General features: G+C 63.6%; 23 protein-coding genes. 17 read left to right on the top strand and 6 right to left on the bottom strand.

Annotation, left to right across the window (positions count from 1 at the left end):
* The first annotated feature begins 196 nt into the window (after positions 1–196).
* From ACSFC7_RS23790 to ACSFC7_RS23775, 4 genes are all read left to right on the top strand, one after another.
* Positions 197–634, top strand: a complete 438-nt coding sequence (locus ACSFC7_RS23790) for a DUF4870 domain-containing protein (RefSeq protein ID WP_436345546.1) — start codon at positions 197–199, stop codon at positions 632–634.
* 9 nt (positions 635–643) lie between these two features.
* Positions 644–1192 carry a hypothetical protein gene (locus tag ACSFC7_RS23785; RefSeq protein WP_436345544.1) on the top strand — a complete coding sequence of 183 codons (549 nt, stop codon included), beginning with the start codon at positions 644–646 and terminating at the stop codon, positions 1190–1192.
* 22 nt (positions 1193–1214) lie between these two features.
* A complete protein-coding gene (locus ACSFC7_RS23780) occupies positions 1215–1988 on the top strand; it encodes a hypothetical protein (protein WP_436345543.1) in 774 nt (257 codons plus the stop codon).
* A 117-nt stretch (positions 1989–2105) separates the two neighbouring features.
* Positions 2106–2771, top strand: a complete 666-nt coding sequence (locus ACSFC7_RS23775; protein WP_436345542.1) for an AIM24 family protein — start codon at positions 2106–2108, stop codon at positions 2769–2771.
* 86 nt (positions 2772–2857) lie between these two features.
* On the opposite strand, the gene ACSFC7_RS23770 is transcribed toward ACSFC7_RS23775, so the two are convergent.
* The gene (locus tag ACSFC7_RS23770; RefSeq protein ID WP_436345541.1) at positions 2858–3028 is read right to left on the bottom strand and encodes a hypothetical protein; all 171 of its coding nucleotides are present in this window, start codon (positions 3026–3028) and stop codon (positions 2858–2860) included.
* Positions 3029–3327: 299 nt separating this feature from the next.
* Here ACSFC7_RS23770 and ACSFC7_RS23765 point away from each other — a divergent pair, with 299 nt between their 5' ends.
* Positions 3328–4764: a DUF389 domain-containing protein gene (locus tag ACSFC7_RS23765; RefSeq protein WP_436345539.1), complete on the top strand. Its 1437-nt coding sequence runs from the start codon at positions 3328–3330 to the stop codon at positions 4762–4764.
* Here the strand turns inward: ACSFC7_RS23765 and ACSFC7_RS23760 are convergent.
* On the bottom strand, positions 4690–5085 hold the full coding sequence (locus ACSFC7_RS23760; protein WP_436345537.1) for a hypothetical protein: 396 nt from the start codon (positions 5083–5085) through the stop codon (positions 4690–4692). The genes ACSFC7_RS23765 and ACSFC7_RS23760 overlap by 75 nt on opposite strands.
* A 12-nt stretch (positions 5086–5097) precedes the next feature.
* Between ACSFC7_RS23760 and ACSFC7_RS23755 the strand changes: the two genes are divergently transcribed.
* The 3 genes from ACSFC7_RS23755 (at position 5098) to ACSFC7_RS23745 (ending at position 6805) form a co-directional block, all read left to right on the top strand.
* Positions 5098–5403 carry a hypothetical protein gene (locus ACSFC7_RS23755; protein ID WP_436345536.1) on the top strand — a complete coding sequence of 102 codons (306 nt, stop codon included), beginning with the start codon at positions 5098–5100 and terminating at the stop codon, positions 5401–5403.
* A gap of 455 nt (positions 5404–5858) precedes the next feature.
* Positions 5859–6329 carry a DUF2085 domain-containing protein gene (locus ACSFC7_RS23750; protein ID WP_436345534.1) on the top strand — a complete coding sequence of 157 codons (471 nt, stop codon included), beginning with the start codon at positions 5859–5861 and terminating at the stop codon, positions 6327–6329.
* A gap of 38 nt (positions 6330–6367) precedes the next feature.
* Positions 6368–6805, top strand: coding sequence for an NINE protein (locus ACSFC7_RS23745; RefSeq protein ID WP_436345532.1), 438 nt, complete (start codon positions 6368–6370; stop codon positions 6803–6805).
* A 126-nt stretch (positions 6806–6931) separates the two neighbouring features.
* Here ACSFC7_RS23745 and ACSFC7_RS23740 read toward each other — a convergent pair whose 3' ends face one another.
* Positions 6932–7723, bottom strand: coding sequence for an aldo/keto reductase (locus ACSFC7_RS23740; protein ID WP_436345530.1), 792 nt, complete (start codon positions 7721–7723; stop codon positions 6932–6934).
* Positions 7724–7966: 243 nt separating this feature from the next.
* On the bottom strand, positions 7967–8590 hold the full coding sequence (locus tag ACSFC7_RS23735) for a class I SAM-dependent methyltransferase (RefSeq protein ID WP_436345528.1): 624 nt from the start codon (positions 8588–8590) through the stop codon (positions 7967–7969).
* 237 nt (positions 8591–8827) lie between these two features.
* Between ACSFC7_RS23735 and ACSFC7_RS23730 the strand changes: the two genes are divergently transcribed.
* The 7 genes from ACSFC7_RS23730 (at position 8828) to ACSFC7_RS23700 (ending at position 19956) form a co-directional block, all read left to right on the top strand.
* Positions 8828–9790: a hypothetical protein gene (locus tag ACSFC7_RS23730; protein WP_436345526.1), complete on the top strand. Its 963-nt coding sequence runs from the start codon at positions 8828–8830 to the stop codon at positions 9788–9790.
* A 123-nt stretch (positions 9791–9913) separates the two neighbouring features.
* Positions 9914–11404, top strand: a complete 1491-nt coding sequence (locus ACSFC7_RS23725) for a sensor histidine kinase (RefSeq protein WP_436345524.1) — start codon at positions 9914–9916, stop codon at positions 11402–11404.
* Positions 11405–12195: 791 nt separating this feature from the next.
* Entirely contained in the window at positions 12196–13536 is a 1341-nt protein-coding gene (locus ACSFC7_RS23720; protein ID WP_436345522.1) for an FAD-dependent oxidoreductase, read from the top strand.
* Positions 13537–13884: 348 nt separating this feature from the next.
* Entirely contained in the window at positions 13885–17424 is a 3540-nt protein-coding gene (locus ACSFC7_RS23715; protein ID WP_436345521.1) for a PAS domain S-box protein, read from the top strand.
* 603 nt (positions 17425–18027) lie between these two features.
* Positions 18028–18483, top strand: coding sequence for a DUF7344 domain-containing protein (locus tag ACSFC7_RS23710; protein ID WP_436345519.1), 456 nt, complete (start codon positions 18028–18030; stop codon positions 18481–18483).
* Between the two features lie 96 nt (positions 18484–18579).
* Positions 18580–19170: a LemA family protein gene (locus ACSFC7_RS23705; RefSeq protein ID WP_436345517.1), complete on the top strand. Its 591-nt coding sequence runs from the start codon at positions 18580–18582 to the stop codon at positions 19168–19170.
* Between the two features lie 3 nt (positions 19171–19173).
* A complete protein-coding gene (locus ACSFC7_RS23700; protein WP_436345515.1) occupies positions 19174–19956 on the top strand; it encodes a hypothetical protein in 783 nt (260 codons plus the stop codon).
* Between the two features lie 75 nt (positions 19957–20031).
* On the opposite strand, the gene ACSFC7_RS23695 is transcribed toward ACSFC7_RS23700, so the two are convergent.
* Positions 20032–21096, bottom strand: coding sequence for a peptidase zinc-dependent (locus ACSFC7_RS23695; protein WP_436345513.1), 1065 nt, complete (start codon positions 21094–21096; stop codon positions 20032–20034).
* 193 nt (positions 21097–21289) lie between these two features.
* On the opposite strand from ACSFC7_RS23695, the gene ACSFC7_RS23690 reads away from it, so the two are divergent.
* Entirely contained in the window at positions 21290–22885 is a 1596-nt protein-coding gene (locus ACSFC7_RS23690; protein WP_436345511.1) for a GMC family oxidoreductase, read from the top strand.
* A 303-nt stretch (positions 22886–23188) separates the two neighbouring features.
* The gene (locus ACSFC7_RS23685) at positions 23189–24574 is read left to right on the top strand and encodes a sodium:calcium antiporter (RefSeq protein WP_436345510.1); all 1386 of its coding nucleotides are present in this window, start codon (positions 23189–23191) and stop codon (positions 24572–24574) included.
* Positions 24575–24705: 131 nt separating this feature from the next.
* Here the strand turns inward: ACSFC7_RS23685 and ACSFC7_RS23680 are convergent, their stop codons facing one another.
* On the bottom strand, positions 24706–25503 hold the full coding sequence (locus ACSFC7_RS23680) for a helix-turn-helix transcriptional regulator (RefSeq protein ID WP_436345508.1): 798 nt from the start codon (positions 25501–25503) through the stop codon (positions 24706–24708).
* Positions 25504–25641 lie beyond the last annotated feature (138 nt).

The following is a 25641-nucleotide window of genomic DNA, read 5'->3' as shown; positions in this document are numbered from 1 at the left end:
GCGTCAGCGATCCGGCAACTCGCTTATACTGCGGTCAGATCAAACGGAAGGAGCCGCCCGCCGAACGTCGTCCCACGACGTGAGACGATTTCACCGTCCGAAACGATCCCACTCGGTTCGTATAATTGACTGTCGCTCCACCTGACTGGTACTGGCGAGGGGCGCTACGAGTCGGATCCCCTCACCGTGACCACCAATGGCAAGCAATACACAAGACGTCGATATCGAGGCCGAACCTACGGCGGAACCAGCGGAAACCGAATCGGGACTCGACCCGAACGTCGCGGGGACGCTCTCGTACCTGTTTGGGTTCGTCACGGGACTGATCTTCTTCCTGATCGAAGGAGACAACCGGTTCGTGCGGTTTCACGCCGCCCAGAGCATGGTCGTTTCCGGTCTGTTTCTGCTGGCTTATATCGCAGTGAGCATCGTCGGGACCGTCCTCACGACGATCATGTTCGCCAGTACGAGCACGTTCCTCATCGGGAGCGTCGTCTCGCTGTTCCTGGGGTTAGTCTGGCTGGGACTCGCGCTCGGCGGATTCGCGATCTGGGCCTACCTCATGGTCACGACCTACCAGGGCAAGACTACTCGCCTGCCCGTGGTCGCAGGGATCGCCGACAAACTGGTCTGAGGCGAAGGCGTGCCCACGAACCGAGAGGAAACGGCGAATGCGGCCGGACGAGCGTGCGACGGACGAGCGGACGGGTTCGGCGACGATGGGATGGACGAAGCAGGATCGACACTGTCGTTCGAGACGTACGCCGACGACGAGTACTGCTACCGGCTCGCGTATCCGACGGCCTGGTCCGCGCAGACGGAGCCGGCGGGCGGGGCGTCGTTCGACGACCGGACGAGCTCGGCCGGCGCGACCGTCTCCGTCGACGAGGGCGTCGCCCTCACGCTGGCGGACTACGTCGCGGGCTTTCTCGAGGCCCTCGCCACTGACGAGCATATCCGGGCGATCGAGCGTCTCGGTCGGCGAGACGTCTTCCTCGGGACCGGGGGGACGGGTCGGGTGGTCGATTACGCCTACTGGGGCGAGCCCGACGGCGAGCGCTGGCGGCTCACCTACCTCTTCGTCCGCGAGGGCGGGACCGGCTACGTCCTCGGAGTGGACTGGAACGACGACGACGGCCTCGACGAACTCGCCGCGCGAATCGTCGAGTCGTTCGCCGTCGAAACGAACTGAGAACGGAACGACGACACGACACATGGACGAATCACACGGACAATCCGGACTGGATCGATTGTTGAACACGAAACTGACTGCCCGCACCCTTCTGACGCTGGCGGTCGTCCTCTCGGTCGCCCTCGCGGGCTGTACCGGAATGGGCGGGCTGGGTGACCTCGAGGACGGCGAGAACGATGCGACGGGCGGCAATGGGGGCGACAGCGGCGATGCTGACGACGGCGGCCTCGGCTCGATGGTCGGCGACGGAGCCGACGCGGACGACGACTGGTTCAACCTGAGTCGACCGGGCTACTACGCCTTCGACCTCGCCGGGATGGACGAGCAGACCGGCGAACAGGTCACCGGGCGGCTGGTGTACGACATCGAGGACGCCGGCGAGGAGGTAACCACGAGCGTCGACTACGAGTTCGGCGACGAGCAGTATCAGTCGACCATAACCGCTCCTGGCGACGAGGTGACGGGCCAACTGTTCCTCACACCGGCTCACAAGCCGGTCCTCGCGCTTCAGAGCGTCTCCCTGCTCTACTACTTCGAGATGGGCTTTACGGACCCCTCGGTCGGCAACCGCAAACAGACCACCACCGACGAAGGGACCCAGATCACCGAGGTCACGGAGGAACGCTCCTACGCGGGGATCGGGTGTTCCTTCGTCGAGACGACGGTCGACGGCGAACTCTCCCAACAGGGCTGTCTCCGCGGCTCGGACGGCGGGATCGCCCCCTACGTGGCCACCTACACCGAGGAAGGTGACCTCGAACTCGAGGTCGAACTCGTCGAGTACGAGTCGGACTGAGTCGGCCGATCATTTCGAACGGCGATCGTCAGTACTGGCGTGGTGATTGTCACCGATACACAACTATTTATTACCCCTCTGCTAGTGGGCCGGTAGAGCCGATTCGGCTCGGATTCCATGAACGTAGACGAATTCGTAGACGCGAACAAACCCGAAGAAGGGGGAAAGGCATTCCAACTCGAGAACGGTAAGCTGCTGGACGTCGCGGTAGACGGCTCGGTGATCGCGAAGGCGGGGTCGATGATCGCCTACAGCGGCGACATCTCGTTCACGGGGAAGTCGTCCGCCGAGGGCGGAATCAAGGGGTTCCTGAAGGAGAAAACGACAGGTGAGGGTACGTCGGTGATGGAAGCGACCGGCAGTGGTCACCTCTACCTCGCCGACGAGGAGAAGAAGATTCAGATCCTCGAACTCGACGCGGGCGAAGAGATTTCGGTCAACGGGAACGACGTCCTCGCGTTCGAGTCGAGCGTGAACTACGAGATCCGGACCATCAAGAGCATCGCGGGGTTCTCGGCGGGCGGCTTGACCAACGTCTCCCTCGTGGGACCGGGAAGCGTCGCGATCACGACCCACGGCGAGCCGCTCGTGTTGCGACCGCCGGTCCGGACCGACCCCAGCGCGACCGTCGCCTGGAGCGGCACCACGCCGGGCAGCCACGTCGACAGGACGCTCTCGAACATGATCGGACGATCCTCGGACGAGACGTATCAACTCGAGTTCTCCGGAACGGACGGATTTGTCGTCGTACAGCCCTACGAGGAGCGCCAACCGGGCGAGTAACGGCCGTTGCGGTCCCGGGACGCCGCCCACGATTCGATACTCGTGGGACGGGGACGGACGACGTGGCCTTCCGCAACGCCACACTCTCAGTTGGCGATGTGTCGGGCGATCAGAACGATCGGAAGGACCGGGATCACTAACCCCGTCACGATGAGGATGACGGCGACGATCGCCTTCTCGAGTTGACTCGAGTCGTCCCAGACCGATCGCGATAGGCTGTCGATTCCCTCCGCGGTTCGCTGTACGAGTCCAGCCATATTCGATATATAACGTAACAGAGGTGTATAACACTTCTTCGTCCGAACGAGACAGTCATCGAAATCGGAGTACACGTCCGTCGATCCGTTTCCATTGATTGCTCCAGCCTCCGGTACCGGATCTAGCTCGTTGTCGTCCGACTGGAGCGACTCCTCTCCGGCGACCGATATCGGTCCGGTCATCACGCGATCGTTCCTGCCACTGACGGAACACGAACCGTCCCGTCGTACCCTATATGCTCGCGGTTACGGGCCGGTAGTAGGCCGTTAGTAAAAGGCGTGTGCTCCGACCGATCGGTATGCGACTCATTCGGGTCTTCGTTCCCGACGAGGACCGCGAGGCGGTACGGACGGCCCTCTCGGAGATGGAGGTCGAGTTCCTCTTCAGCGAGGCCGACGGTCGCCGGGACGGGAGTGTGGCGGAAATTCCGGTTCCGGCGGGCGCCGCAGACACGGTCCTCGAGCGGTTGTACGACGCCGGACTCGACGAAGACACGTACACCGTCGTCACGGACGTCGACCGGGCGACGGTACCGAACGTCGACGAGCTGACGGACCGCTACGTGGAGGGGCCGAAAGGCGAGCGCGGCGCATCACACGCCGAGATTCGCGAGCGCGCGAAGGACCTGACGCCGGAGACGGCGACGTACCTCGCGTTCGCCATCGCGAGCGCCATCGTCGCGGTCGGGGGCCTCATGCTGGACTCCGCCATCGTCATCGTCGGCGCGATGGTGATCGCACCGTTCGCGGGGTCGACGCTCTCCGCGAGCGCCGGCGCCGTCATCAGCGACCGCGAGATGGTCGTCGACAGCGCCACGTCGCAGGTGACGGGACTCGTCGTCGCGTACCTCGGCGCGGTCGTGATGAGCGTGTTCCTCCAGCAGACCGGGTTCGTCCAGCCGACGCTGGACGTCGGTCGCGTCGGGCAGGTGGGCGCGTTCGCCACGCCGAACCTCCTGACGCTCGTCATCGCCATCGCAGCCGGGTTCGCCGGCGCGCTCGCGCTCGCGACCGACCTCCCCGTCTCCCTCGCCGGCGTCGCCGTCGCCGCGGCCATCGTCCCCGCCGCCGCCGCGGCCGGCATCGGGACGGCCTGGGGCGAGCCCCTCGTCGTCGCGGGCGGGATCGTCCTGCTCCTGATGAACATCGTGTTCATCAACCTCACCGCGTACCTCACGCTCATCGCGCTCGGCTACCGCTCGTCGGTCATCCGCAACGTCCGCGATAACGCCGACGTCTCGCTGCGCTCGGGCGCGTACGCCGTCATCGTCCTGTTCTTCCTGGTCGTCGTCGCGCTGACCGCCTTCGGGACGTACCAGCACCTCGTCTTCGAACAGCAGGTGAACAACGAGGTTCAGGACGTACTCGAGGACGACGAGTACAGTTCGCTGGAACTCGCCGGCGTCGAGACCGAGTACAACGACGGGAGCGCGTTCAGCGACGAGGTCTCGGTGACGGTGACCGTGGGTCGCTCGAGCGGCCTCGAGCACGAGGGACTGGCGGAGGACCTCCAGACCGAGATCGATTCCCGGACGAGTCGATCCGTCCACGTCGACGTCCGGTTCGTCGACTACCAGCGCGCGGCGGCTCTCGGAGACACCGAAGACGGGCGGAGCGCGTGGTGGCCGATCGACGAGTGGCTGCCGCTCTCGGCGAGTTCTTCATCCGCGCAGTCGATGCCACAGGCTGTGGCACTTCCGGCGGACCTTGTTGCAGAACGAGCCGATCCGGCGTGATCCGGTGAGGAGCCGAAGCGTACGGATCGACCGACCGATGCGGAGCAGCCGGAACGGTCGGAACCACGGGACGACGGTGAGGACGAGGAACCAGTTCGAGCGGACGAATTCCCTCGGGGCGTCGTCCGACCACCGATAGAGGAGCACGAGGTCGAGGAGGAACACGACGAGGAGCCACCGGAGGGCGACGCGAATTGTCGCCGTGAGCGACTCGGAGACGACGAGCAGATCGAAGCTGATCGCGACGTCGACGACGAACAGCGCGATCCACACGAGCGCCACGATCTCGACGAACGGTGGCCACCAGCGTTCGGCGTCCATCTACTGGCTCGTATGACGTCGCGACTCAAAACGTTGCGTCCGCTCGAGCGTGAGTCAGCGTCGGCGTCGTCGACGCTTGGTTCGCTCGCTGCGCCGACGACGGTATGCCCGGTTGATGCACTGACGTTCAGTAGCGACGATCTCGTTGGAGTCTTCGACGAACTCTCCGACGCGGACTCGGAACGCTCCCTGCTCGAGCAGTACTTCGAAACGGACCCGACCGCAGAAACGCGATCGATCCGGTCGACCGGGCAACCGGGCGGCCAGTTCGGTCACGCCGATTCGCTCGAGTTACTCCCGCTCTCTGCTGGTCCGTAGAGTGATGTGGATTTTCGCCGACGGGCTGCTGTACGAGCGTGTTATCGATCTCGATAGACGGCCTCCGACACGACGTGCTGGAGGTATATCGGGACGAACCGACGGGCTCGGGTATCACGTAGGCACCGTTTCGTGTAGCACTCCGCCCCAATCGAAAATTTGCATTCGGATGCCTCGACACCCTCCGGTACTGTGGCCAGATCCAGAGCTGTGAGTGTCGAAGTTGTCGATTTGGCGGATCCCCGCTCGAAAGCGTTCCCGGTTCCACGATGTGGTCGGTAGACGTCACTCGAGTACCGATCGTCGAAGAGGCGATACTCACGGTGTGACTACCCGTTGAGCGTGATGTCGGTGGTAGATTCTCGGTGGAGACCGGGGGCGATAGTCCCCCGCATCGGATACGGGCTCGTTCGGTTACGCACAATCTTTAGTCGTCGTAGTCGATGGGATGCGGTATGGGAATCGATCGGACGGAGTTACGAAAGGGATTGGCGAGGACGTGGCCGTATCTCTTGTCACATCACGTACCGTCCGAGCGGCACCGGTGTTACTCACCCGTACTCTTCGGCAGACGGATTCACCTCTGTGCGCGGTGTCTGGGACTGTATCCGGGGATACTCGTCGCGCTCGCCGCCTCGCTGTTGGCGTCCGGTCTCGCACATTCGTCGACCACTGCCCTGCTCGTCGTCCTCCTTTTCCCGCTCCCTGCACTCGTCGACTGGACGGTAACGACGTTTACCGACCGCCGAGGATACAACGCCGTTCGAACGATCACCGGCTTTCTGCTCGGATACGGGTACGGAGTCGGTCTGCCCCAACTGTTTCTCGCGTCCGATTTTCGCGTCGCCGTCGTCGGAATCGTCTACGGGGCCACCGCCGGCACTCTCGTATTTCTGTCGCAGAAATACGAAACGAAGTATGAATAATATTTTACGACTGCTGTGACGACCTACCAGAGAACACGATGAAACACTGCATCAACTGCGGGGACCGGATCGACGACAACGCGGAACTCTGTCCGAGCTGTGGCGTCAACCAGACGACCACGCTCGAAGAGGGGTACGAGAACCGAACCGAGAACGAGAAATACTGTATCGAATGCGGCGAGTTGATCAACGAGAAGGCGGAGATTTGTCCGGAATGTGGCGTAAGACAGTACTCCGCCAGCAGCGATACTAACTCGGACAAAATCGTCGCCGGTATCCTCGCCCTTCTGCTCGGTGGACTCGGTGCGCACAAGTTCTACCAAGGAAATGTCAAGTACGGTGTCCTCTATCTGTGCTTTTTCTGGACGGGCATCCCCGCCCTCCTCGGACTCGTCGAAGGAATCATCATGCTAATCGCGGACGATGCAGAATACGAACGAAAATACGCGGATGGGAGCATTTTCGGACAGCTGTAACTCCGTTGTTGTCGGATAATCGCCATCACAATCGACGTGTTTCGTTCGTTTCGATCCATCTGTCCCGCTACGCATCGGTTGTCGCAGCCGAACGACCAGACACGACCATCGTTCTCGAGAGGCTAGTCACTCTGGAAACAGCTCTTTCTCCCGCTCGATGCCGTCGATTCGCGCACTATCCTCGGAATCGAGTTCGAGTGCGATCGCCTCGAGATTCGCCTCGAGGTGGGCCCGACCGCTCGCTTTCGGGATCGTCACGAGCCCCTCCTTCGACGCCAGCCAGGCGATCGCGACCGCTTCGGGCGTCGCGTCGTGTTTCGCCGCGACCTCGACGACTTCCTCGACGTCGCCGACGCGGCCGCCCGAGAGCGGCGAGTAGCCGACCAGCGGGAACCCGTGCTCGCGGGCCTGCTCGAGCAGGTCCTCGGGCTGGAACAGCGGGTGGTACTCGACCTGGTGGGCCGCGATCGGCGCGTCGAGGAGCCGGCGCGCGCGCTCGACTTCATCGACGGTGAAGTTGCTCACCCCGACGTGACGGGTGAGGCCGTCGGCGACGAGGTCGTCGAACGCGGGGAGGGTCGTCTCGGGGTCGTAGGTCTCGATCGGCCGGTGGACGTAGAGGAGGTCGACGGTCTCGAGCCCCAGTCGCTCGAGGCTCTCGGCCGTCGTCCGGCGGACGTCGTCGGGTGCGAGGCTGTCGGCCCAGACTTTCGTCGCGACGGTGACGTCGTCCCGTTCGACGACGTCCGCCTCGAGCGCACGGGCGAGCCCCTCGCCGACGACGGCCTCGTTCTCGTAGATCTGTGCGGTGTCGAGGTGGCGATAGCCCAGTTCGAGCGCCGTCTCGATCACCGCCGGATCGTCGATACCCATGGTTCCGAGGCCGACCGACGGGAGCTCGAGCCGTGTCGCGTTCATACGTTCTCTCGTGTCCGAACCCACAAGAATCGGTCCGTTCGTGGGTGACCACCCAGTCGTCGGGGATGGGCTCGAGGCCGTCTGACAGTGACTCGGGACACTTCGACGTGCCGGTACGGCGGTTTTCAGCTGTTGGTAACGTCGCCGGTATTGGTACGCCGCCCTGGTCGAACACGGGGTCTCGTTCAACGAGTCGGTACGTGCGAAATCCGCGTTGCCAGCTCCCGTACAGCCGCGTTCAGTTCACTCCGATGTCGACCGGAACGTTCGGAGCGTATCCCGCTTGCCTGACTCGACGTCGACTTCGGCGAACTCGAACTCGGTGAACACGCGGTTCCAGTCGCGGTGATACAGGGGGAACTCGTCGTTGACGTAGGTCACGTCGGGTTCGTCCGACCGTTCGTCGTCGCTTTCGCCTTCGTTTTCGACCGTGATGAGGAGCTCGTCGGTAATCCGCGCCAGGTCCTCGAAGACCCACTCGACGTCCGGGTGGAGGTGCTGGAGCGTCTCCACCGAGTAGACGACGTCGAACTGGTCCTCGTCGAAGTCGTCGACGACGGTTTCGATCCTGTCGTGGTAGAACGTTCCGTCGGCGGCGAGCGCCGGATACGTCTCCGCCATCACGTCGAACGCGTCGTTGTTGACGTCGATTCCCGACAGATCGTCGAAGCCGTGTTCGTGAAGGTGTGCGAGGTGACGGCCGGAACTGCAGCCGAGTTCGAGGATAGATGCGTCTCGGTCGACGAACTCGTCGAGCGTACTGCGGATCGTCTCGCTCGTCTCGTTCGGCCCGTAGTAGGCGTAATATTCTGGCGAGTACTCTCCGGAACGTTCCGCCCATCGTCGACTGACTACCTTCGAATCCACGTTTCACATCATCGGTGTACACGTAAACGCTCGTCGGACCCATTCAGTTCTCGGAGAGCCGTCTCTCTCCACAGTTCGTCGGTGACTGTGTCGTCAGTGACGGGAAGTGGAGTCGTCTGCAGCCCGGTACCGTCCTCGAGCCCGATTTCGAGTAGACGGGTATTCCCGTCTGGAGTCGCAATATTCGGTAATGCACGTTGAAAGCGGACCCAGTCGATCGATCGAGGGTTGTGACCGATGAACCCGACTCGAGTCGATTTCGTCGTCGACCTCGCGTACGGCGTAATGATCTTCGCCGCGATCGCACTCATTCTCCTGGTCGGGACCGGTGTCGGTATCGCGTTCGGGCTAGGCGTGTTAGTCTCCTATATCATCCACGTCGCGTGGAAGATGGCCCGCTTCGACCCGGACTGGATGACGTCCGAGGTCGCCGAACGGGTCGAGGAAACGGTCTCCGACACGGTCAGTAAGGAAGTCGAGGAGACGGTCAGCGACACGGTGAGCAAGGAGGTCAACGAAGTGGCCGAGAAAGTCGGTGAGACCGTTAGCGAGGACGTGAGCAAGGAGGTCGAGGAGACGGTTAGCGACACGGTTAGTAAGGAAGTCGAGGAGACGGTCAGCAAAGAGGTCGACGAAGTGGCCGAGAAAGTCGGGGAGACCGTTAGTGAGGACGTGAGCAAGGAGGTCGAAGAGACGGTCAGCAAGGAAGTCGAGGAGACGGTGAGCGACACGGTTAGCAAAGAGGTTGAGGAGACGGTCAGTAAGGAGGTCGAAGAGACGGTGAGCGATACGGTCAGCAAAGAGGTCGAGGAGACCGTCAGCGATACGGTGAGCAAGGAAGTCGACGAGGTAGCCGAGAAAGTCGGGGAGACCGTCAGCGAAGACGTGGCCAAGACGGTCGAAGAGACGGTTAGCAAGGAGGTGGAGGAGACAGTCAGCAAGGAGGTCGAACAGACGGTGAGCCAGGAGGTCGAACAGACGGTAAGCAAGGAGGTCGAACAGACGGTCAGCGGAGAGGTCGACGAAGTGATCGAGACGATTACCGAACTCAGCGACCGTGCGGATCGAGAATCAGAACCGGACGATGCCGAGGCGGCGGAACGCGAATCAGCCGACGGCGAACCAGCCGAACCTGTCGCGGAAGAGTCGGCAGGTGATGACAGACGAGACTCGAGCGATTCGAGTTCGGACGACAACTAACTCGAGTCTAGCCGGGATCGGAACGGCCGTTCGTACGCTCGAATAGCCGCCATTGGTGGCCTCGCACCCAAACTGACTGCAAGTTTACGAGGGGTTATTTATCTCAGTAGCCACTACGAGTCAATGAGTGAGCGGTCGGAGGCAACGGAACCGAGTTTCTGGACGGAGACGGACCGCGACGTTGCGCTCCAGCGGTTTCAGGCGCTCGTCAACGCCATCGACGACGGCATCTATCAACTCGATCCGTCCGGCCGGTTCGTCGCCGTCAACGATGTCATCGTCGAGGCGACCGGCTATTCCAGAGACGAACTGCTCGGCGCACACGTCTCACTGCTGCTTTCCGACGACGACGTCTCGCGTATCGAGGCGGAGATTCGGCGGACGCTCGAGACCGACGCCGATCCGCCGACGCTGGAACTCGAGATCGAGACGGCGACCGGCGACTCGCTCTCCTGCGAGTTGCGGTTCAATCCGCTCGTCGACGGTGGCGAACTGCGAGGGACCGTCGGCGTCGTTCGTGACGTCAGTACGATCGCCGCTCGGAGCGAACGAGCGCAGAAGCTATCGCAGTACGAGACGATCGTCGAGACGGTCGAGGACGGCATCTACGTCCTCGACGAGGAGTACCGGTTCGCCGTCGTCAACGAGGCCTACGTCGAGATGACCGGCTATTCGCGCGAGGAACTGCTCGGTTCGCACTGTTCGCTCGTGGTCGGCGACGAGGTGTCGACCGAGGCGGCCGAACACTCGCTGGAGACGGTAGACGGTCCGGATGCCGCGACCATCGAGGCCGAGATTCTGCGACGCGACGGCGAGCGACTCCCGGCCGAAAGTCGGTTCACCCCACTCACGTCCGACGCCGGCGACTACGACGGGACGATCGGCGTCGTTCGCGACGTCACCGAGCGCAAGGCACGGGAACGAGCCCTCGAAGAATCGAACGAGCGCCTCGAGCAGTTCGCGTACGCCGCTTCGCACGATCTCCAGGAACCGTTGCGAATGGTCTCGAGTTTCCTCCAGTTGATCGACGGACGGTATCGCGACGAACTCGACGAGGACGGCCGGGAGTTCATCGAGTTCGCCGTCGACGGCGCCGATCGAATGACGGCCATGATCGAGGGCCTGCTCCAGTACGCTCGCGTCGAGACGCGGGGCGACTCGTTCGGGCCGGTCGAGTTGGACGCGGTGTTCGACGACGTGCTGGACGATCTGCGAGTGAAGATCGACGAAACCGACGCCGAGATCACCGTGACGTCGCTGCCTCGAGTCCACGGCGATCCCGACCAGCTTCGACAGGTGGTCCAGAATCTGTTGTGTAACGCGATCACGTACGCCGGAGACGGACGGCCGCGAGTGGCGGTGGTCGCCGAGAAGAACGGACCAGAGTGGGTTCTCGAAGTCCGTGACGAGGGAATCGGGATCGATCCGGCGCACCACGATCGCATCTTCGAGGTGTTTCGACGCCTGCACGGCCACGCGGAATACGAGGGAACCGGGATCGGACTCGCCCTCTGTGAGCGGATCGTCGACCGCCACGGCGGGGAGATCTGGGTCGAGTCCGAAGGTGGAGCGGGATCGACGTTCTTCGTGGCGCTCCCCGGCGCTCGAGCGTGAGGCGACGCTGCCAAACTCCAGTGGGCCGGTAGAGAGACTACAGCAGATGTTCGGTGCTCACTGTTTGACGACCATCCCACCGACACTTCCGTAGAACGAGACGGCGGTCATCCCGGCATCCCGTCGTACGAAGAGACGCCTCCGGCGCGGAGTCGTGATATCCGGTATTCGACGGCGCGTGTACTTCCGTCTCGAACCCGTATCGGCTGTCTGTCGAACAAACGATCGGTAGCAGATTCCGGATCCCAGGGTGGGAAGGCGCGACAGAGCGGATAGGCGGCTATTCCACCGATCACGACGCCCAGCCCGGCGAGGACGGCGGAACGTTCGTGTTGAGCGCGCCGTCGAACGCCGTGACGTCGAGGAGGTCATCACGTCCTCGTCGAGCGTGATCGCATTCGGATCGATACTCGTCTCCTGGGCCGTGTAGCCGATCGACTCGAGGATCTTCCGCGACTCCGTCCGAACGTCCGATGATCGGAGCGATCCCGTGCCCTCAGGCGGACGGAGACGATACCGGCGATGTCACTGCGGGTCAGTCGCGGGTACCGTTTTTGGAGCGTCAGTCGTCCGCGGCGAGCGCCCGCTACGGATACATCACGCTTCTGACCTATACGGTAGCTGATTCCGCAGCGACGGCCCCGTCGAACGACTCGTCTCGGTCGCGATTCGTCGGCCGAAATCGGGATTGTCGATACGCCGTTCGTCGATTACCGAAAACCGGTTCGAAAAAATATGAGTTATCCGTGCGGAGTGGTGTGGTCCAGGTAGGGTATATAACAGAACCAATCATGTCTGGCAAATACGACCTCGTTATCGTCGGTGGCGGGATCAGTGGGGCCTCCCTTCTGTACACGACTGCAAAGTTCTCGGATATCGACTCCATCGCGCTGGTCGAGAAGGAGCCGTCGATTGCAGCTATTAACACGGACCACACGAACAACTCTCAGACGCTCCACTTCGGAGATATCGAGACGAACTACACGCTCGAGAAGGCCGAAGACGTCAAGGAAGGAGCGGAACTCCTCGCGGGCTATCTGGAGAACCACGACCCCGACCGGGAGATGCACGACAAGCGGAGCAAGATGGTGCTCGGGGTCGGCGACGAGGAGGTCGAGCAACTCGAACGTCGCTACGAGGAGGAAGGGTTCGGGGACCTCTTCCCGAAGCTTCGAGCGATCGGCCGCGAGGAGATCGCCGAGATCGAACCGAACGTCGTCGAGGGCCGCGACCCCGCCAAGGAGATGCTCGCGCTCCAGACCGCGGACGGCTACGTCGTCGACTACGGCGAGACGACGCGCTCGCTCGTCGAACAGGCGGACGAGGAACCGAACGTCGACGTCTTCACCGGCGCGGCAGTCAGAGACATCACGCCCACGCTCGACGGCTACACGATCGAGACGAACAACGGTCGGTTCGACTGCGACACGACCGTCGTCGCCGCCGGCTCGCACAGCCTCCAGATCGCGAAGGAACTCGGCTACGGTCGGGACAAGGTGTTGCTCCCCATCGCCGGGAGCTTCTTCCTCGCGGACGACCTCCTCAACGGGAAGGTCTACACCCTCCAGATGAAGAAGTTGCCCTTCGCCGCGGTTCACGGCGACGCGGACGTCCACGACGACAGCGTCACCCGGTTCGGACCGACCGCGAAACTCGTCCCGACGCTCGAGCGCGGCCGCATCTCGACCGTGAAGGACTTCCTCGACGTGTTCGGACTGAACGCGGCGGCGTTTCTGAGCTACGGGAACATTCTCTCCGATCGAATTCTTCTGCCGTACGTCCTCAGGAACCTCGTCTACGACGTCCCCGAGGTCGGCCCGCGACAGTTCCTCCCGCACGTTCAGAAGGTCGTCCCGAGCGTCGAACTCGAGGACATCGAACGCGCGAAGGGGTACGGTGGCGTCCGGCCACAGATCGTCGACACGAAGACGAAATCCCTCGACATGGGCGAGGCGAAACTCGTCGGCGACGACATCATCTTCAACATCACGCCGTCGCCGGGTGCCTCGACGTGTCTGAAGAACGCGCTACAGGACACGCAAAAGGTTCTCGAGTTCCTCGACGGCGAGTACGAGTTCGACGAGGACGCGTTCCGCGCGGAGACGATCGATAACTTCCCTCGCGCGAGCTAGTCCCGCCAGCGACTGCAATCCGCCTCTTCGACGGCTGACGGAACGAAATACCGTGGGCGGAGATCTCGCCCGATATTTCGTACTGTGTCGTGTTGTCGACACACGACTCGCGTACGGATCGATCGGAACGAGTCCCACAGGGAGCGTGACGGATCCGGAACCGAGCGATCGCAGCCGGTTCTTTCGTCACTCGACAACAGTACAATCTGATCGACTCGACCGCTCTCATGCGGCCGTACTGAACAGATATTCAGTGGAATAAGCGGCGTCTACGAGAAACGACTCCGGAACCGGCTAGAAAGAATACATACTGCTATCTATTCACGGATGGTGGCCGTTACGGCTTGTATGGAACTCGAGAGCCCAGGATTCCTCCGAAGCGTACTCGAAACCGCGCCGGTCGATACCATCGTCGTCGACGCCGACGAGACCGTCGCCTTCGCCAGCGAGACGATTGCGGACGTGCTCGGGTACTCGCCGGACGACCTCGTGGGTCGATCGTTCGCTGATCTCGTCGTCGACGACGACCGCTCGGATAGCGTGCCCCTCGACGGCGAACACGACCGGCTAAACGTGGTCGTCCGGCACGCGGCCGGCGGCGAGGTCCGCATTCGCGCCGATACTCGGCCGGTCGAGTTCGACGGGCAACAGCTCTCCGCGGTGTTCGTTCGCGCCTCGAGCGATCGCGAGGCCGAGGCGGTGACGATCGACCGCTACGAGGCGATCACCCGAATGCCGGGATACGGAATCTATCAACTGGGCCGCGACGGCTGCTTCGAAATGGTCAACGACACGATCGTCGAACAATTGGGCTACTCGCGGGACGACCTGCTGGGCGAACACGCGTCGGTGATCGTCGGCGAGAACGATCGTGCCACGTTCCTGAACGCCTTCGAGAGCCCCCTCGACGCCGAGGGCGAGCGGGCCGCGACCGTCGAGTTCGACGCACGCACCGTCGACGATGAGACGATTCCCTGTGAAGCGCGAGTCTCCGTGCTCCGCTCCGACGGTTCGATACGGGGAACGGTCGGCATCGTTCGCGACATCTCCGACCGGCGGGAGCGCGCCGAGGAACTCCGACAGGAGCGGGGGTTGATCGAGCACGTCCTCGAGACGAGTCCGGTCGGCATCGGCGTGATCACGCCCGACGGCGACATCTCCAGGGTCAACGACCGAGCCGAGGAGTTGCTCGGCCTGACCATGGAGGAACTCTCGAGCCAGACCTTCGACGTCTCCCAGCGAAAACTGTACGACTCGGAAGGGCGGCAGGTGTCGCCCGAAGATTTGCTGAGTCGGGTGTTCGACGACCGCGAGCAGGTCATCGACACCGAGTTCACCCTCGAACGACCGGAGGGTGATCAGGTCTGGGCCTCCATCAGCATCGCGCCGATGACGGACGCCGCCGGCGACGTCGAGAAAGCGGCCATCATCGCGACCGACATCACCGATCGCAAGGAGCGCGAGGAGGCGCTCCGTCAGGAGCGCGACGTGATCGAACACGTCCTCGAGACGAGCCCGGTCGGCATCGGCGTGATCACGCCCGACGGCGACATCTCCCGGGTCAACGGCCGAGCCGAAGAGCTGTTCGGACTCACCGACTACGAACTCACCACCCAGACGCTCGACGTGTCACAGCGACAGCTGTACGATTCGACGGGCCGCGGAATCCCTCCGGAGGACCTGCTGAGTCGCGTGTTCGACGACCGCGAGCGCGTCCTCGACTCCGAGTTCAGGCTCGAGAATCCCGGCGGAAGTCGGGTCTGGCTGTCGATCAGTATCGCACCGATCGAGGGCCGCGTGGGCGACGTCGAGAAAGCCGTCATCATCGGGAAGGACGTCACCGACCGGAAGGAGCGCGAGGAGACGCTCCGGCAGGAACGCGACGTGATCGAACACATCCTCGAGACGAGCCCGGTCGGCATCGGCGTGATCACGCCCGACGGCGACATCTCCCGCGTGAACGAGCAGGCCGAGGAGCTGTTGGGGTTGACGATCGGAGAGATCACGAGCCAGACGCTCGACGTCACTCAGCGTCGGTTCTACGGCGCCAGCGGCCAACAGGTGCAGCCCGAAGATCTGTTGAGCCGAGTGTTCGAGGACCGCGAGCGCGTGCTCAACTCCGAGTTCAGACTGGAACGGCCCGACGGCGAACGCGTCTGGACCGCCCTCAGCATCGCCCCCATCCAGAACCGGGAGGGCGACGTCGAGAAGGCGGTCGTCATCGCGACGGATATCTCCGATCGAAAGCAACGCGAGAAACGGTTGCGCGAGAGCGAGGCTCGACTCCGCCAGATCGCCGAAAACATCAACAGCGCCATCTGGATGGCCGACGCGGATCTGAGCGAGGTCCTGTACATCAACCCCGCCTACGAGGATATCACCGGTCGCTCGCGGGACTCGGTGTACGACACCCTGCTGAACCATCTCGAGGCCGTCCACCCCCAGGATCGGCGCCGGGTCGAATCGGCGGTGAACGAAGTGACGCAGGCGCCGCCGGACGGGGGCACCGCGATCAGGTTTCAGGAGAAGTATCGCCTCGTCCAGCCCGACGGCTCCGTCCGGTGGGTCGACAGCTTCGCCTTCCCGTTGCAGGACGACGACGGCGAGGTGTACCGGTTCGTCGGCGTCATCGACGACATCACCGAAGTGAAAGAGCAACAACTCGAACTCGGCCGCCAGCGCGACGAACTCGAGACGCTCAACGGGATCAATACGGTCATCAGGCGGGTCAATCAGGAGCTGGTTCAGGCGGCCACGAGGGAGGAGATCGAGCGGCAGGTCTGCGACACGCTCACCGATTCGAAACTGTACCACGCCGCGTGGATCGGCGAAGTCGATACGGGTATCCGTGACGTCACGCCGATGACCGGCGACGGACTCCGTACCGAGTCGGTCGATCGATCGTTCGAGATCGACGCGGTCGACGCGATATCGATGGCGGTCGAATCGGGCGATATCCAACTCGTCCGTAACTTCGACGATCTCCCGTCGGAACTCGCCGTTTCCGACTCCATCGACGATGGGCTGTTCGGAAGCGACCAGTCGTCCGCCGCGGTGATCCCGCTGCTCTACAAGGAGACCGTCTACGACGTCCTCCTCGCGTACTCCTCGCGCGCGAACGCGTTCAGCGTCCGGGAACAGGCCGTGCTCTACGAACTCGGCAAGACGATCGGGCTCGCGATCAACGCGGTCGAACGGAAGGAGGCGTTGCTCACCGACTCGATCGTGGAACTCGAGTTCGGTATCCACGACCCGGGCGTGTTCTTCGTCCATGCGTCGGACGAACTCGAGGTCGAGTTCGAGATGGAAGGTATCACGTCACAATCCGACGGCTCGTATCTCCAGTATTTCACGGTCTCCGGCGATTCACCGGACCGAGTACTCGAACTCGCCGACGAGGATCGCGGGATCGAACACGCACGCGTCATCACCGAACACGAGGGCGGCACCGTCGTCGAGTTCGTCGTCGCCGGATCGTCGCTGGCGACTGCGCTGGCCGAGTACGGGGGAACGGTCCACACGGCCACCTTCGCCGAAGGGAGGGGGACCGTCGTCGCCGCGTTCTCCCAGACGGCCGACCACAGGAACGTCGTCGAGGCCGTCCAGTCGACGTTCGCACGAACCGATCTCGTCAGCAAACAACAGCGCGAGCGGTCGATTCACACGAAGCGGGAGTTCCAGACGACGCTCGAGGAGCGACTCACCGAGCGCCAGCGGACGACGCTCGAGACCGCCTACTACGCGGGATACTTCGAGTGGCCGCGGGACAGTTCCGGCGAAGACGTGGCCGACTCGCTCGACGTTGCACCGGCGACGTTTCACCAGCACACCCGCGACGGGATCCGAAAGCTGGTCGAAACGTTCATCGAAGGCGTGTCGGTTTCGTAAGTCGAGTCCGGACGATCGACCGTGTCCTCGGGTCCGGACGGTCGACCCGATCGTCGAGTCCACCTACCCGGTCCCCGTCGTCGAGCGACTGCAGCGATCGTCTCAGTAGCTCGACGAGTTCAAGCACGTAGGCCGGCCGCTCGAACACCGGTACTGGGTGCGTGGTGGGTGAAGGGAATCCTAATTACGTTAGGTTCTGAAGCCGTTCCAATCCCCCTCGTCGACGACCGATAGTTCTGGAAGACGCCAAAGTACCGGTCGTGACTGCAGCATTCGTCCTCTCGGGTGATTACGTCGCCCAAAAATTGACTGTGGATCCGACCGAACCGGTTCGGTTCGGAACTGCTCGGCCGTGAATCCGGTTCTGTGGGGTGGCCAATTCGTGTAGGCTTCGGTCGCCGGCGGGACCGGTGCCGGGTGTCGGACGGACCGACGAACGTATTTCCAGCGAACCGGGTAGCAGCCCGAAGCGGGACGAAATCCGTTTCTCAACGCCCGTAGTCGATACCTACCGTCGAGCGGGGAGGTGGGAATCGGTGACCGACGAGGATTGCGTTCTTTAGGACTGGCGGCTTTGCCGCTCGGCCGGCTACTCGATAGCCGATGAGTGACAAACGACGACCGACCGAGACGGACCGACGATGTACGGACACCGGACCGGGACGGAGGACCCGGAAGCGTGAGACGAAAGGCGCCGTCGACGGTTCGCTCGTCGCGGACGGCGGACACGAGATACGCGAGTGTATCGAACTGTTAGCGAACGACCGGCGGCGATACGTACTGTACTATCTCCGCGGCGAGAGACGCGCGAACTTCGAAGAGATAACCGAGCAAATCGCCGCCTGGGAGATCGACGCGTCGCCCGAAGAACTGGACGAACAGACGAAACGGAACGTACAGATCGACCTCCATCACGCACACCTTCCGAAACTCGAAGATGCGGGGCTGATCTGGTACGATCGTCTGCACGGAGCGATCCGTTTTCACTGCGTGCCGGAGCCCGTCGACACGTTTCTCGACTACTGTTCGACGAACGAAGTCTCCGACGTGGACCGGTGATCCGCTCTCCAAACGGGTACTCCGATTTCGTCGTCACCAATTCCCGGCCGAGTGACGAAACGTATAATTCATCGCAGAAGAACTATCGGGAAACACATGAGTTTATTCTGGCTGGTGATCGTCGGGTTCGCGGCCCTCGTCGTCGTCTACAGCGTCGTCCGATACCTCGGACGGGCGCAGGCGCGGCTCATGGAAGCCCACGAGAACTGCGAGAAGACCTGGGCCGACATCGAGGTGCTCCTCGAGCGGCGACAGGCCGAACTCGAGCAACTGATCGATCTGACGAACGAACACGTCTCCCACGAGCGAGACCTGCTCGCCGGCATCGTCGACGCGCGCGAAGGGATCGTCGAGGCACAGTCGCCCGAGGAGGTCGCGGCCGTCGCGGTCTCGCTGCGAGAAACGACCCAGGAGGTCTACACGCTCTCGGACGAACACCCGGAGCTGGCGTCGAACGAGCGGTTCGACGAGCTCTCGACGTCGATCAAGCGTCTCGAGCAGCGACTCGAGGACCGGCGCGAACAGTACAACGAGGCCGTCGCGACCTACAACACGTTGCGCTATACGTTCCCGGAGTCGGCGTTCGCGAACTATCATGGTCTCTCTCGGAGGGAGCCGTTCGTCGCATCCTATCGCGCCCACGAGGGGGTCGAGGTCGGCGACCGGCTCGGCGTTCAGTCGGCCTGAGCCATGCTCGGCGGGCTCGTCGTCTACGCCGCGCTGGTTATCGGATCGGCGGGACTGGTGGTCTCGGGACTCTCGAGCGTCCAGTCCGGCTTCGACCGGTACGAGGAACGGACCGTCATCGCCGACCGGCCCACCTCCTCACCCGATTCGCTCGCGCTCGGGAAGACCGCGATCGCCGGGACGGCGCGTCCCGATCACCGGCTGGATCGGCTCCCGTTCGGCGGTCGAGAGCGCGCACTCGTCTACGAACTGACCGTCGAGGACACCAACAAGATCGAATCGCCTCACGTCCACGTCCGGATCGCACCCCCGTTCGTTCTGGAGCGCGACACCGAGGGCGCCGACGACTACCACGTTCGCGTCGACGCCTCGAGCCTGCGACTGGACCTCTCCAACGACCGTCAGTGGTCTACGGAGATCGCCAGCCACGAACACCTTCCACCCGACCTCGCGGACTTTGCAGCGGCGAACGACCTGCCCAGACAGGGGATGGAACGCGACCGGAAGTTCGCCTACGAGTACCTCGCGCCCGACGACGAGGTGTTCGTCTACGGCCGCGCGGTCCCGGACGAGGAGCGCACCGACTCCCGCGAGGGGAAGACGGTTCTCGTCACCGCCGACGAGAACGGCAACGGGTTTCTCTCGGACAAATCGCCGGACGCGCTGCTCGAGGAGCGCCAGCGCGCGCTGACCAGACACGTCTCGGTCGGCGTCGTCAAGGCCACGATCGGGCTCGCGGCCTTCCTCTGGCTGACCGGGATCGCCCAGTTCGTCCTCGGCGCCTGAGTCAGTATGGGTTCCCGGCACTCGAGTTAGTGTGGTCCTCAGCACTCGAGTCAGTGCGGGGCCTCACCACTCGAATCAGTGCGGGCCCTCGACGGGAACGCCTCGAAGGCCGTCGTAGACGCCCGCTGCGATCGCCTTGAGAAAGAGACCAGTGACGATCCCGGCGACGAGACCGCCTCCCAGCACGCCGACGAGACCGACGGTCGAGTACGCCGAACCGAAGAGCCAGTCGTGGACGGTCACGAGCGCGTACAGCCAGACGACGATACAGCCCAGATAGCAGAAGATGTTCGTCCAGAACCGAACGATCCGATACGTCGTGTGGACGGGTTGGGGGAGTTGGCGGGCCGATATCGAGCCGGGACGTGGCAGTCGGCCGAGAACCGATCGCACTCCGGATCCGATCGGCCTGGCCGTGGCGACGACGAATCCCATCGCCAGCAGCGGATAGTCGCGCCACCGCCGCTCGCCGCGCGCCCACCGGTCCGCGAACGTCAGTACCTCCTCGTCGCGCGGTCGGACGACCCAGGCGTCGGGCCGGGGCGGTTCGAAGAACGGGGACTCGTTCGTGAGCGCGGCCCGGCAGTCGTCGCAGTAGGTCGCCGGCGTCCCGTCGAGCTGGAAGAGCGCGTCGCCGGGTGCGACGACGCACGGCTGCTCGTCGTCCTCGTCGTTCTCGGTCTCACCGTAATCGTCGGTATCGCTGCCGTCGTGCAGGTACGTTCGCAACCCGAATGTCGTCCCGGCGACCGAGAGCGCCTCCTTCGCCAGCCGTTCGCATTCGAGGGCAGACGGCTCCGCTCCCTCGAGCAAGCGAGCCGTCGAAACGACGCCGACGGTACCGAACTCGAGACCGACGCCGAACAGCGGCGGGTCGGAGGCGTGTTGCCGAAGCGCGGCGTCGGTCACGCCGATAGCGAGGTCGATGCCCTCAGTCTCGTCCCGGACGCACTCGAGGAACGGCTCCGCATTGGCGTCGTCCGACGCCGCGTCGAGTGGGGCGTCGATCGCCTGCCGGATCGGAACCGACAGTTCGAACGTCTCGCGGAGCGTTTCGGCGACGACGTCACACGCAGTCGCCGGCGGCTCACCGATCGGAACGACGGCGACGCGCGGGGTGCCGTGTGGGAAGACGGCCATCAGTACCGATACCTGTTAGTGATCGTGAATAGGTGTTTCGGAAGATACCGTCGGCATCGCTGAACCGTCCGGTCGATGGGGGTTCGATTCGATCAGTGTGACCGCACCGTCAACGAATGCGTGGAAACTGATACTCCGTGAGCGAAATTCGGGGACACGACTATACCGTCCCCGTGATATGGCTTCACGTAACATGTCCGATGGCGGGAGATCTTACGAGTACGTGATCGTCGGTGCGGGACCGGCAGGCTGTGTGCTTGCGAACAGATTGTCGGCCGACGGTGACTCCGAGGTCCTGTTGCTCGAGGCCGGCGAGCCCGACGAGAACCGGGAGATCGGTATTCCGGCGGCGTTCTCGGAACTGTTCGAATCCGCGGTTGACTGGGCGTACTACACCGAACCCCAGTCGGAACTGCACGACCGGGAGCTCTACTGGCCCCGCGGGAAGACGCTGGGCGGTTCGAGTTCGATTAACGCGATGATCTACGTCCGCGGCCAGCCCGAGGACTACAACCGCTGGGCCGAACTGGGTAACGACGATTGGGCGTACGAAGACGTGCTACCGTATTTCAAACGCGCCGAACACAACGAGCGCGGTCCCTCGCAGTACCACGGGGTCGGCGGCCCGCGGAACGTGACCGACCTCCGGTCGCCGAACGAACTCACCGAGGCGTTTCTCGAGGCCGGACGGGCGGTCGGACTGCCGTTCAACGAGGACTTCAACGCCGGCGATCAGGCGGGCGTCGGCTACTATCAGGTGACCCAGAAGGACGGAGAGCGACACAGCGCGGCGGACGCGTATCTGAAGCCGGTTCTCGAGCGGCCGAACCTGACCGCGGTGACCGGTGCGCGAGTGACGAAGGTCAGATTCGACGGCCGCGAAGCCGTCGGCGTCGAGTACGCTCGCGACGACGCCAGCGGTCGTTCCGCGACGGTCGACGCGACCGAGGAGGTCATCCTGTCGGCCGGTGCGATCAACTCGCCTCATCTCCTCATGTGTTCCGGCGTCGGCCCGGCCGACCACCTCGCGGAACACGATCTCCCCGTCGTCGAGGACCTCCCCGGCGTCGGCCGGAACCTGCAGGATCACCTGCAGGTCGGCGTCAACTACGAGTCGACGGAGCCGATCAGTCTGGCCGACGCGGACTCGCTGTGGAACACGCTCAGATATCTGTTCCGGAAAACGGGACCACTAACGTCCAATATCGCGGAGGCCGGCGGGTTCACGACCGTCTCGGACGACGCCGAGGTGCCCGAGATCCAGTTCCACTTCGGCCCGACGTACTTCGTCGACCACGGGTTCGACAACCCCGAAGGCCACGGGTTCTCGCTCGGCGCGCTCCGGCTTCGACCCGACAGCCGCGGTCGAATCTCCCTCCGCTCCGCCGATCCCTTCGACGAGCCGATCATCGATCCGCGGTATCTCACCGAGGGCGACGACCTCGAGGTCCTGCTCGAGGGGATCAAACTGGTCCGTGAAATCCTCCGGGCCGAGCCGTTCGACGAGTACCGCGGCGAGGAGGTCCTCCCGGGGTCGGACGTCCAGAGCGACGAGGGACTGATCGAGCATATCCGCGAGACCGCCGAAACGCTGTATCATCCCGTCGGAACCTGCAAGATGGGTAACGACGAGATGGCCGTCGTCGACGACCGACTGCGCGTCCGCGGCCTCGAGGGGCTGCGGGTCGTCGACGCCTCGATCATGCCGACGATCACGAGCGGGAACACGGACGCGCCGACGACGATGATCGCCGAGAGGGCGGCCGATTTCGTTCTGGACGAAGCGTGATCGGCGGTCGATCACGCCACCCTGAATTGAAACACGAGTACCTATTTTCCGAAGCCGCCTAACGGTCCATAGAGCCGGTTTCGGCCCGGCAGACCACGAACGTCGGCGAATTCGTCAGTGCAAACGAATCCAGAGACGGCGGCGAAACCTTCCAACTCGAGTTCACGGGCTCGGAGGGGGTCGTGGTCGTCCAGCCTTCCGAGGAGCGCGCCACAGCAGTAGCAGGCACGAGCACCATCCCGGCGTACCGCTTACCACAGGCCGACCGATACGCGTTTCACTGCAACCTACAATACGATTTTCATGAGACGACGAGCGCTCGGCGCGATCTCGGCCGCAGTCGCACTGACACTCCCCTGGGTCGTCGTGTGGGGAGCTACTGATATCCTCCCCTGGCTCGCGACGATTGCGGGAGTCGAGTACCAGGCGCCGGCCGCGCTCGGAACGCTGTCGACGCTCGCGACGGTGATCGTAACCGGACTCGCCGTCCTCGGTGCCGCGTTCCTCCTCGCGTGGGCCGCCGAAACCGCCGAGAAGGACGTCCCGCAGGCGTTCGCGATCGCGGTGCTCGCGGTGTTAGCGGTCGCGCCCGAGTACGCCGTCGATGCCCTCTACGCCTGGAACGCGGGCGTGTTCGCGGAGACCGAACGCGGAATCGAGGCGGGCAACCTGGCGGTCGCCAACATGACCGGCGCGAACCGGATCCTCATCGGCATCGGCTGGGCCGGCGTCGCGCTCTTTACGATCTATCGAGCGGGCGCATCGACCGATCCCGCGGTCGAGAAGCGCTCCGGCTTCCTCTCCGACGTCGTCGTCCTCGACCGAGAGATCGGCCTCGAGGTCGTGTTCCTGCTGATCGCGACGCTCTGGGCGTTCCTCGTTCCGCTCAACAACGGGATCGATATCTACGACATGCTGTTCCTGGTCGGCCTCTACGCCTGCTACATCGCGGTGATCATCCGCGGCGACGTCGAACCCGACATGGACCACGTGGGGGTCCCGGCGTACCTGCAGCACTTCCCGAAACGCCGCCGGATCGCGACCGTCTTCGCGCTCTTCGCGTACTCCGGGATACTGATCTTTACCGCCGTCGAACCCTTCGCCCACGGACTCGAGCACCTCGGCGAGAGCGTCGGTATCCCCTCCTTCTTCATGATCCAGTGGGTCGCGCCGCTGGCCTCCGAAGCGCCGGAACTCATCGTCGTCGTCTACCTGGTGAACAAGGCGCGCTCGACGGCGGGGTTCAACGCGCTCATCTCGTCGAAACTCAACCAGTGGACGCTGCTCATCGGAACGCTCGTCGTCGTTCACTCGCTCGCGCTGGGCCGCTACGGCGTGCTCGCGTTCGACTTCAAGCAGTCGGCCGAGATCTGGATCACCGCCGCGCAGTCCTTCTTCGCCGTCTCGCTCCTGATCAGGTTCGAGATCTCCGTCAGGGAAGCGCTCACGCTGCTCGTCCTGTTCCTCTCGCAGGTTCTACTCGAGTTCGCCATGATCCGCGATTTCGTCACGCTGCCGGTTTCGAGTACCGAACTCCTGCTCGTCTACACTGCCGTCTACCTCGTCCTCGGAACGGCGCTGTTCGTCCGGCGGCGTCGGGCGTTCGGTCGTCTCGTCCGTCGAACCGCGGGCACGATCGGCAATGCGATGTCGATCGGCACGGATCGAACCCACAGCGCCGACGACTGAGACGGACGGGTCACCCCCGGGCCTCGTCGACTGAGCCAGGGACACTATCTTTCACGCGGTTCGCCGCCGTCGTCCGTTCCCGATCGGACGGCGGCGGTGGACGTCGGGACGAGAACTCCGGTGTTCGGTCCTCACTCGAGAGAAAACCCCGCTTCCTCGAGCGCCTCGGCGCGTTCCCAGTAGTCCTCGACCGTCTCTCGCGCCCACGAGCGAACGACCTCGTCGTCGGTGTCGATCGAGGCGCGCAGGACGCCCTGCTCGTCCCGAACGAGCAGGTAGACGACCTCGTCGAGGAGCATGACCGCGAGCGGGACGCTCCCGTCGCGGATCCGGACCGCGGCGTCGTCGGCCCCGAGCAGATCCTGGAGTCGGTTGCGCAGCTCCGTATCGGCGGCGAGCGCGTCGATCGCGCTCCGGGAAAAGACCCCTCTGAACGTCTGCTCGTCGGTTTCCGCGCGTTCCTGGACGACCGTTAGGGTCTGTTCGTTGAAGGCGTGCGAGACCGTCCACACCTCGTCGGCGTCCTCGAGTAACTCGAGCAGCCGCGACAGCGGCGCGTTCGGACGGGTCTGGGTGGGCATCGTGATGGTCGCGTCGGACAGCCGTTTCAGATCGAACGTCATCTCGGCGGTCGGCAGATACTCGACGACCCCGCGAAGGCGCTGTTCGGTCTCGATGATCTCCTGGAGGTCGGTAAAACCCGTCGCGACGAGTCGGCCGGTCGCGGTCGCGACGTACTCGCTGCCCTCGCGGTCGATCCACGACCGCTCTCGGAAGTCGCTCAGAATCCGTCCGAGCGTGGCCTGGGACGCACCGGTCTCCGCGGCCAGTTCGTTCCGGCTGCGTCCCCCCGCCGCGAGCAGTCTGAGCACCTCGACGCGGTTCGCCGAGAGCGCGAGGAACTCGATCTCCTCGAGTGCCGATTCCATACGAGTCTGTTCGCCCGTTCCCTGATAGTGCTTTCGCACCGTGAAATAGTTTCACGCTGTGACAGGCTGTCACAATCAGTAACGAGTTTCCCGGTGGGTACTATTTTCTCGGTACCACTTCATTTCCTACCGTGAAAT

This window comes from Natronorubrum halobium (assembly GCF_051351675.1).
Classification (GTDB): Archaea; Halobacteriota; Halobacteria; order Halobacteriales; family Natrialbaceae; genus Natronorubrum.
This window is presented reverse-complemented; position numbering and strand designations above follow the sequence as displayed.

Bases quoted from the DNA above. Each gene is read 5' to 3' on its own strand.
- ACSFC7_RS23750 (WP_436345534.1), top strand. From the start codon at position 5,859: ATGGGAATCGATCGGACGGAGTTACGAAAGGGATTGGCGAGGACGTGG.
- ACSFC7_RS23760 (WP_436345537.1), bottom strand. From the start codon at position 5,085: ATGGACGCCGAACGCTGGTGGCCACCGTTCGTCGAGATCGTGGCGCTC.
- ACSFC7_RS23700 (WP_436345515.1), top strand. From the start codon at position 19,174: ATGCTCGGCGGGCTCGTCGTCTACGCCGCGCTGGTTATCGGATCGGCG.
- ACSFC7_RS23740 (WP_436345530.1), bottom strand. From the start codon at position 7,723: ATGAACGCGACACGGCTCGAGCTCCCGTCGGTCGGCCTCGGAACCATG.
- ACSFC7_RS23765 (WP_436345539.1), top strand. From the start codon at position 3,328: ATGCGACTCATTCGGGTCTTCGTTCCCGACGAGGACCGCGAGGCGGTA.
- ACSFC7_RS23725 (WP_436345524.1), top strand. From the start codon at position 9,914: ATGAGTGAGCGGTCGGAGGCAACGGAACCGAGTTTCTGGACGGAGACG.
- ACSFC7_RS23710 (WP_436345519.1), top strand. From the start codon at position 18,028: ATGAGTGACAAACGACGACCGACCGAGACGGACCGACGATGTACGGAC.
- ACSFC7_RS23715 (WP_436345521.1), top strand. From the start codon at position 13,885: ATGGAACTCGAGAGCCCAGGATTCCTCCGAAGCGTACTCGAAACCGCG.
- ACSFC7_RS23770 (WP_436345541.1), bottom strand. From the start codon at position 3,028: ATGGCTGGACTCGTACAGCGAACCGCGGAGGGAATCGACAGCCTATCG.
- ACSFC7_RS23685 (WP_436345510.1), top strand. From the start codon at position 23,189: ATGAGACGACGAGCGCTCGGCGCGATCTCGGCCGCAGTCGCACTGACA.
- ACSFC7_RS23720 (WP_436345522.1), top strand. From the start codon at position 12,196: ATGTCTGGCAAATACGACCTCGTTATCGTCGGTGGCGGGATCAGTGGG.
- ACSFC7_RS23705 (WP_436345517.1), top strand. From the start codon at position 18,580: ATGAGTTTATTCTGGCTGGTGATCGTCGGGTTCGCGGCCCTCGTCGTC.
- ACSFC7_RS23680 (WP_436345508.1), bottom strand. From the start codon at position 25,503: ATGGAATCGGCACTCGAGGAGATCGAGTTCCTCGCGCTCTCGGCGAAC.
- ACSFC7_RS23695 (WP_436345513.1), bottom strand. From the start codon at position 21,096: ATGGCCGTCTTCCCACACGGCACCCCGCGCGTCGCCGTCGTTCCGATC.
- ACSFC7_RS23780 (WP_436345543.1), top strand. From the start codon at position 1,215: ATGGACGAATCACACGGACAATCCGGACTGGATCGATTGTTGAACACG.
- ACSFC7_RS23775 (WP_436345542.1), top strand. From the start codon at position 2,106: ATGAACGTAGACGAATTCGTAGACGCGAACAAACCCGAAGAAGGGGGA.
- ACSFC7_RS23790 (WP_436345546.1), top strand. From the start codon at position 197: ATGGCAAGCAATACACAAGACGTCGATATCGAGGCCGAACCTACGGCG.
- ACSFC7_RS23690 (WP_436345511.1), top strand. From the start codon at position 21,290: ATGTCCGATGGCGGGAGATCTTACGAGTACGTGATCGTCGGTGCGGGA.
- ACSFC7_RS23755 (WP_436345536.1), top strand. From the start codon at position 5,098: ATGACGTCGCGACTCAAAACGTTGCGTCCGCTCGAGCGTGAGTCAGCG.
- ACSFC7_RS23745 (WP_436345532.1), top strand. From the start codon at position 6,368: ATGAAACACTGCATCAACTGCGGGGACCGGATCGACGACAACGCGGAA.
- ACSFC7_RS23730 (WP_436345526.1), top strand. From the start codon at position 8,828: ATGAACCCGACTCGAGTCGATTTCGTCGTCGACCTCGCGTACGGCGTA.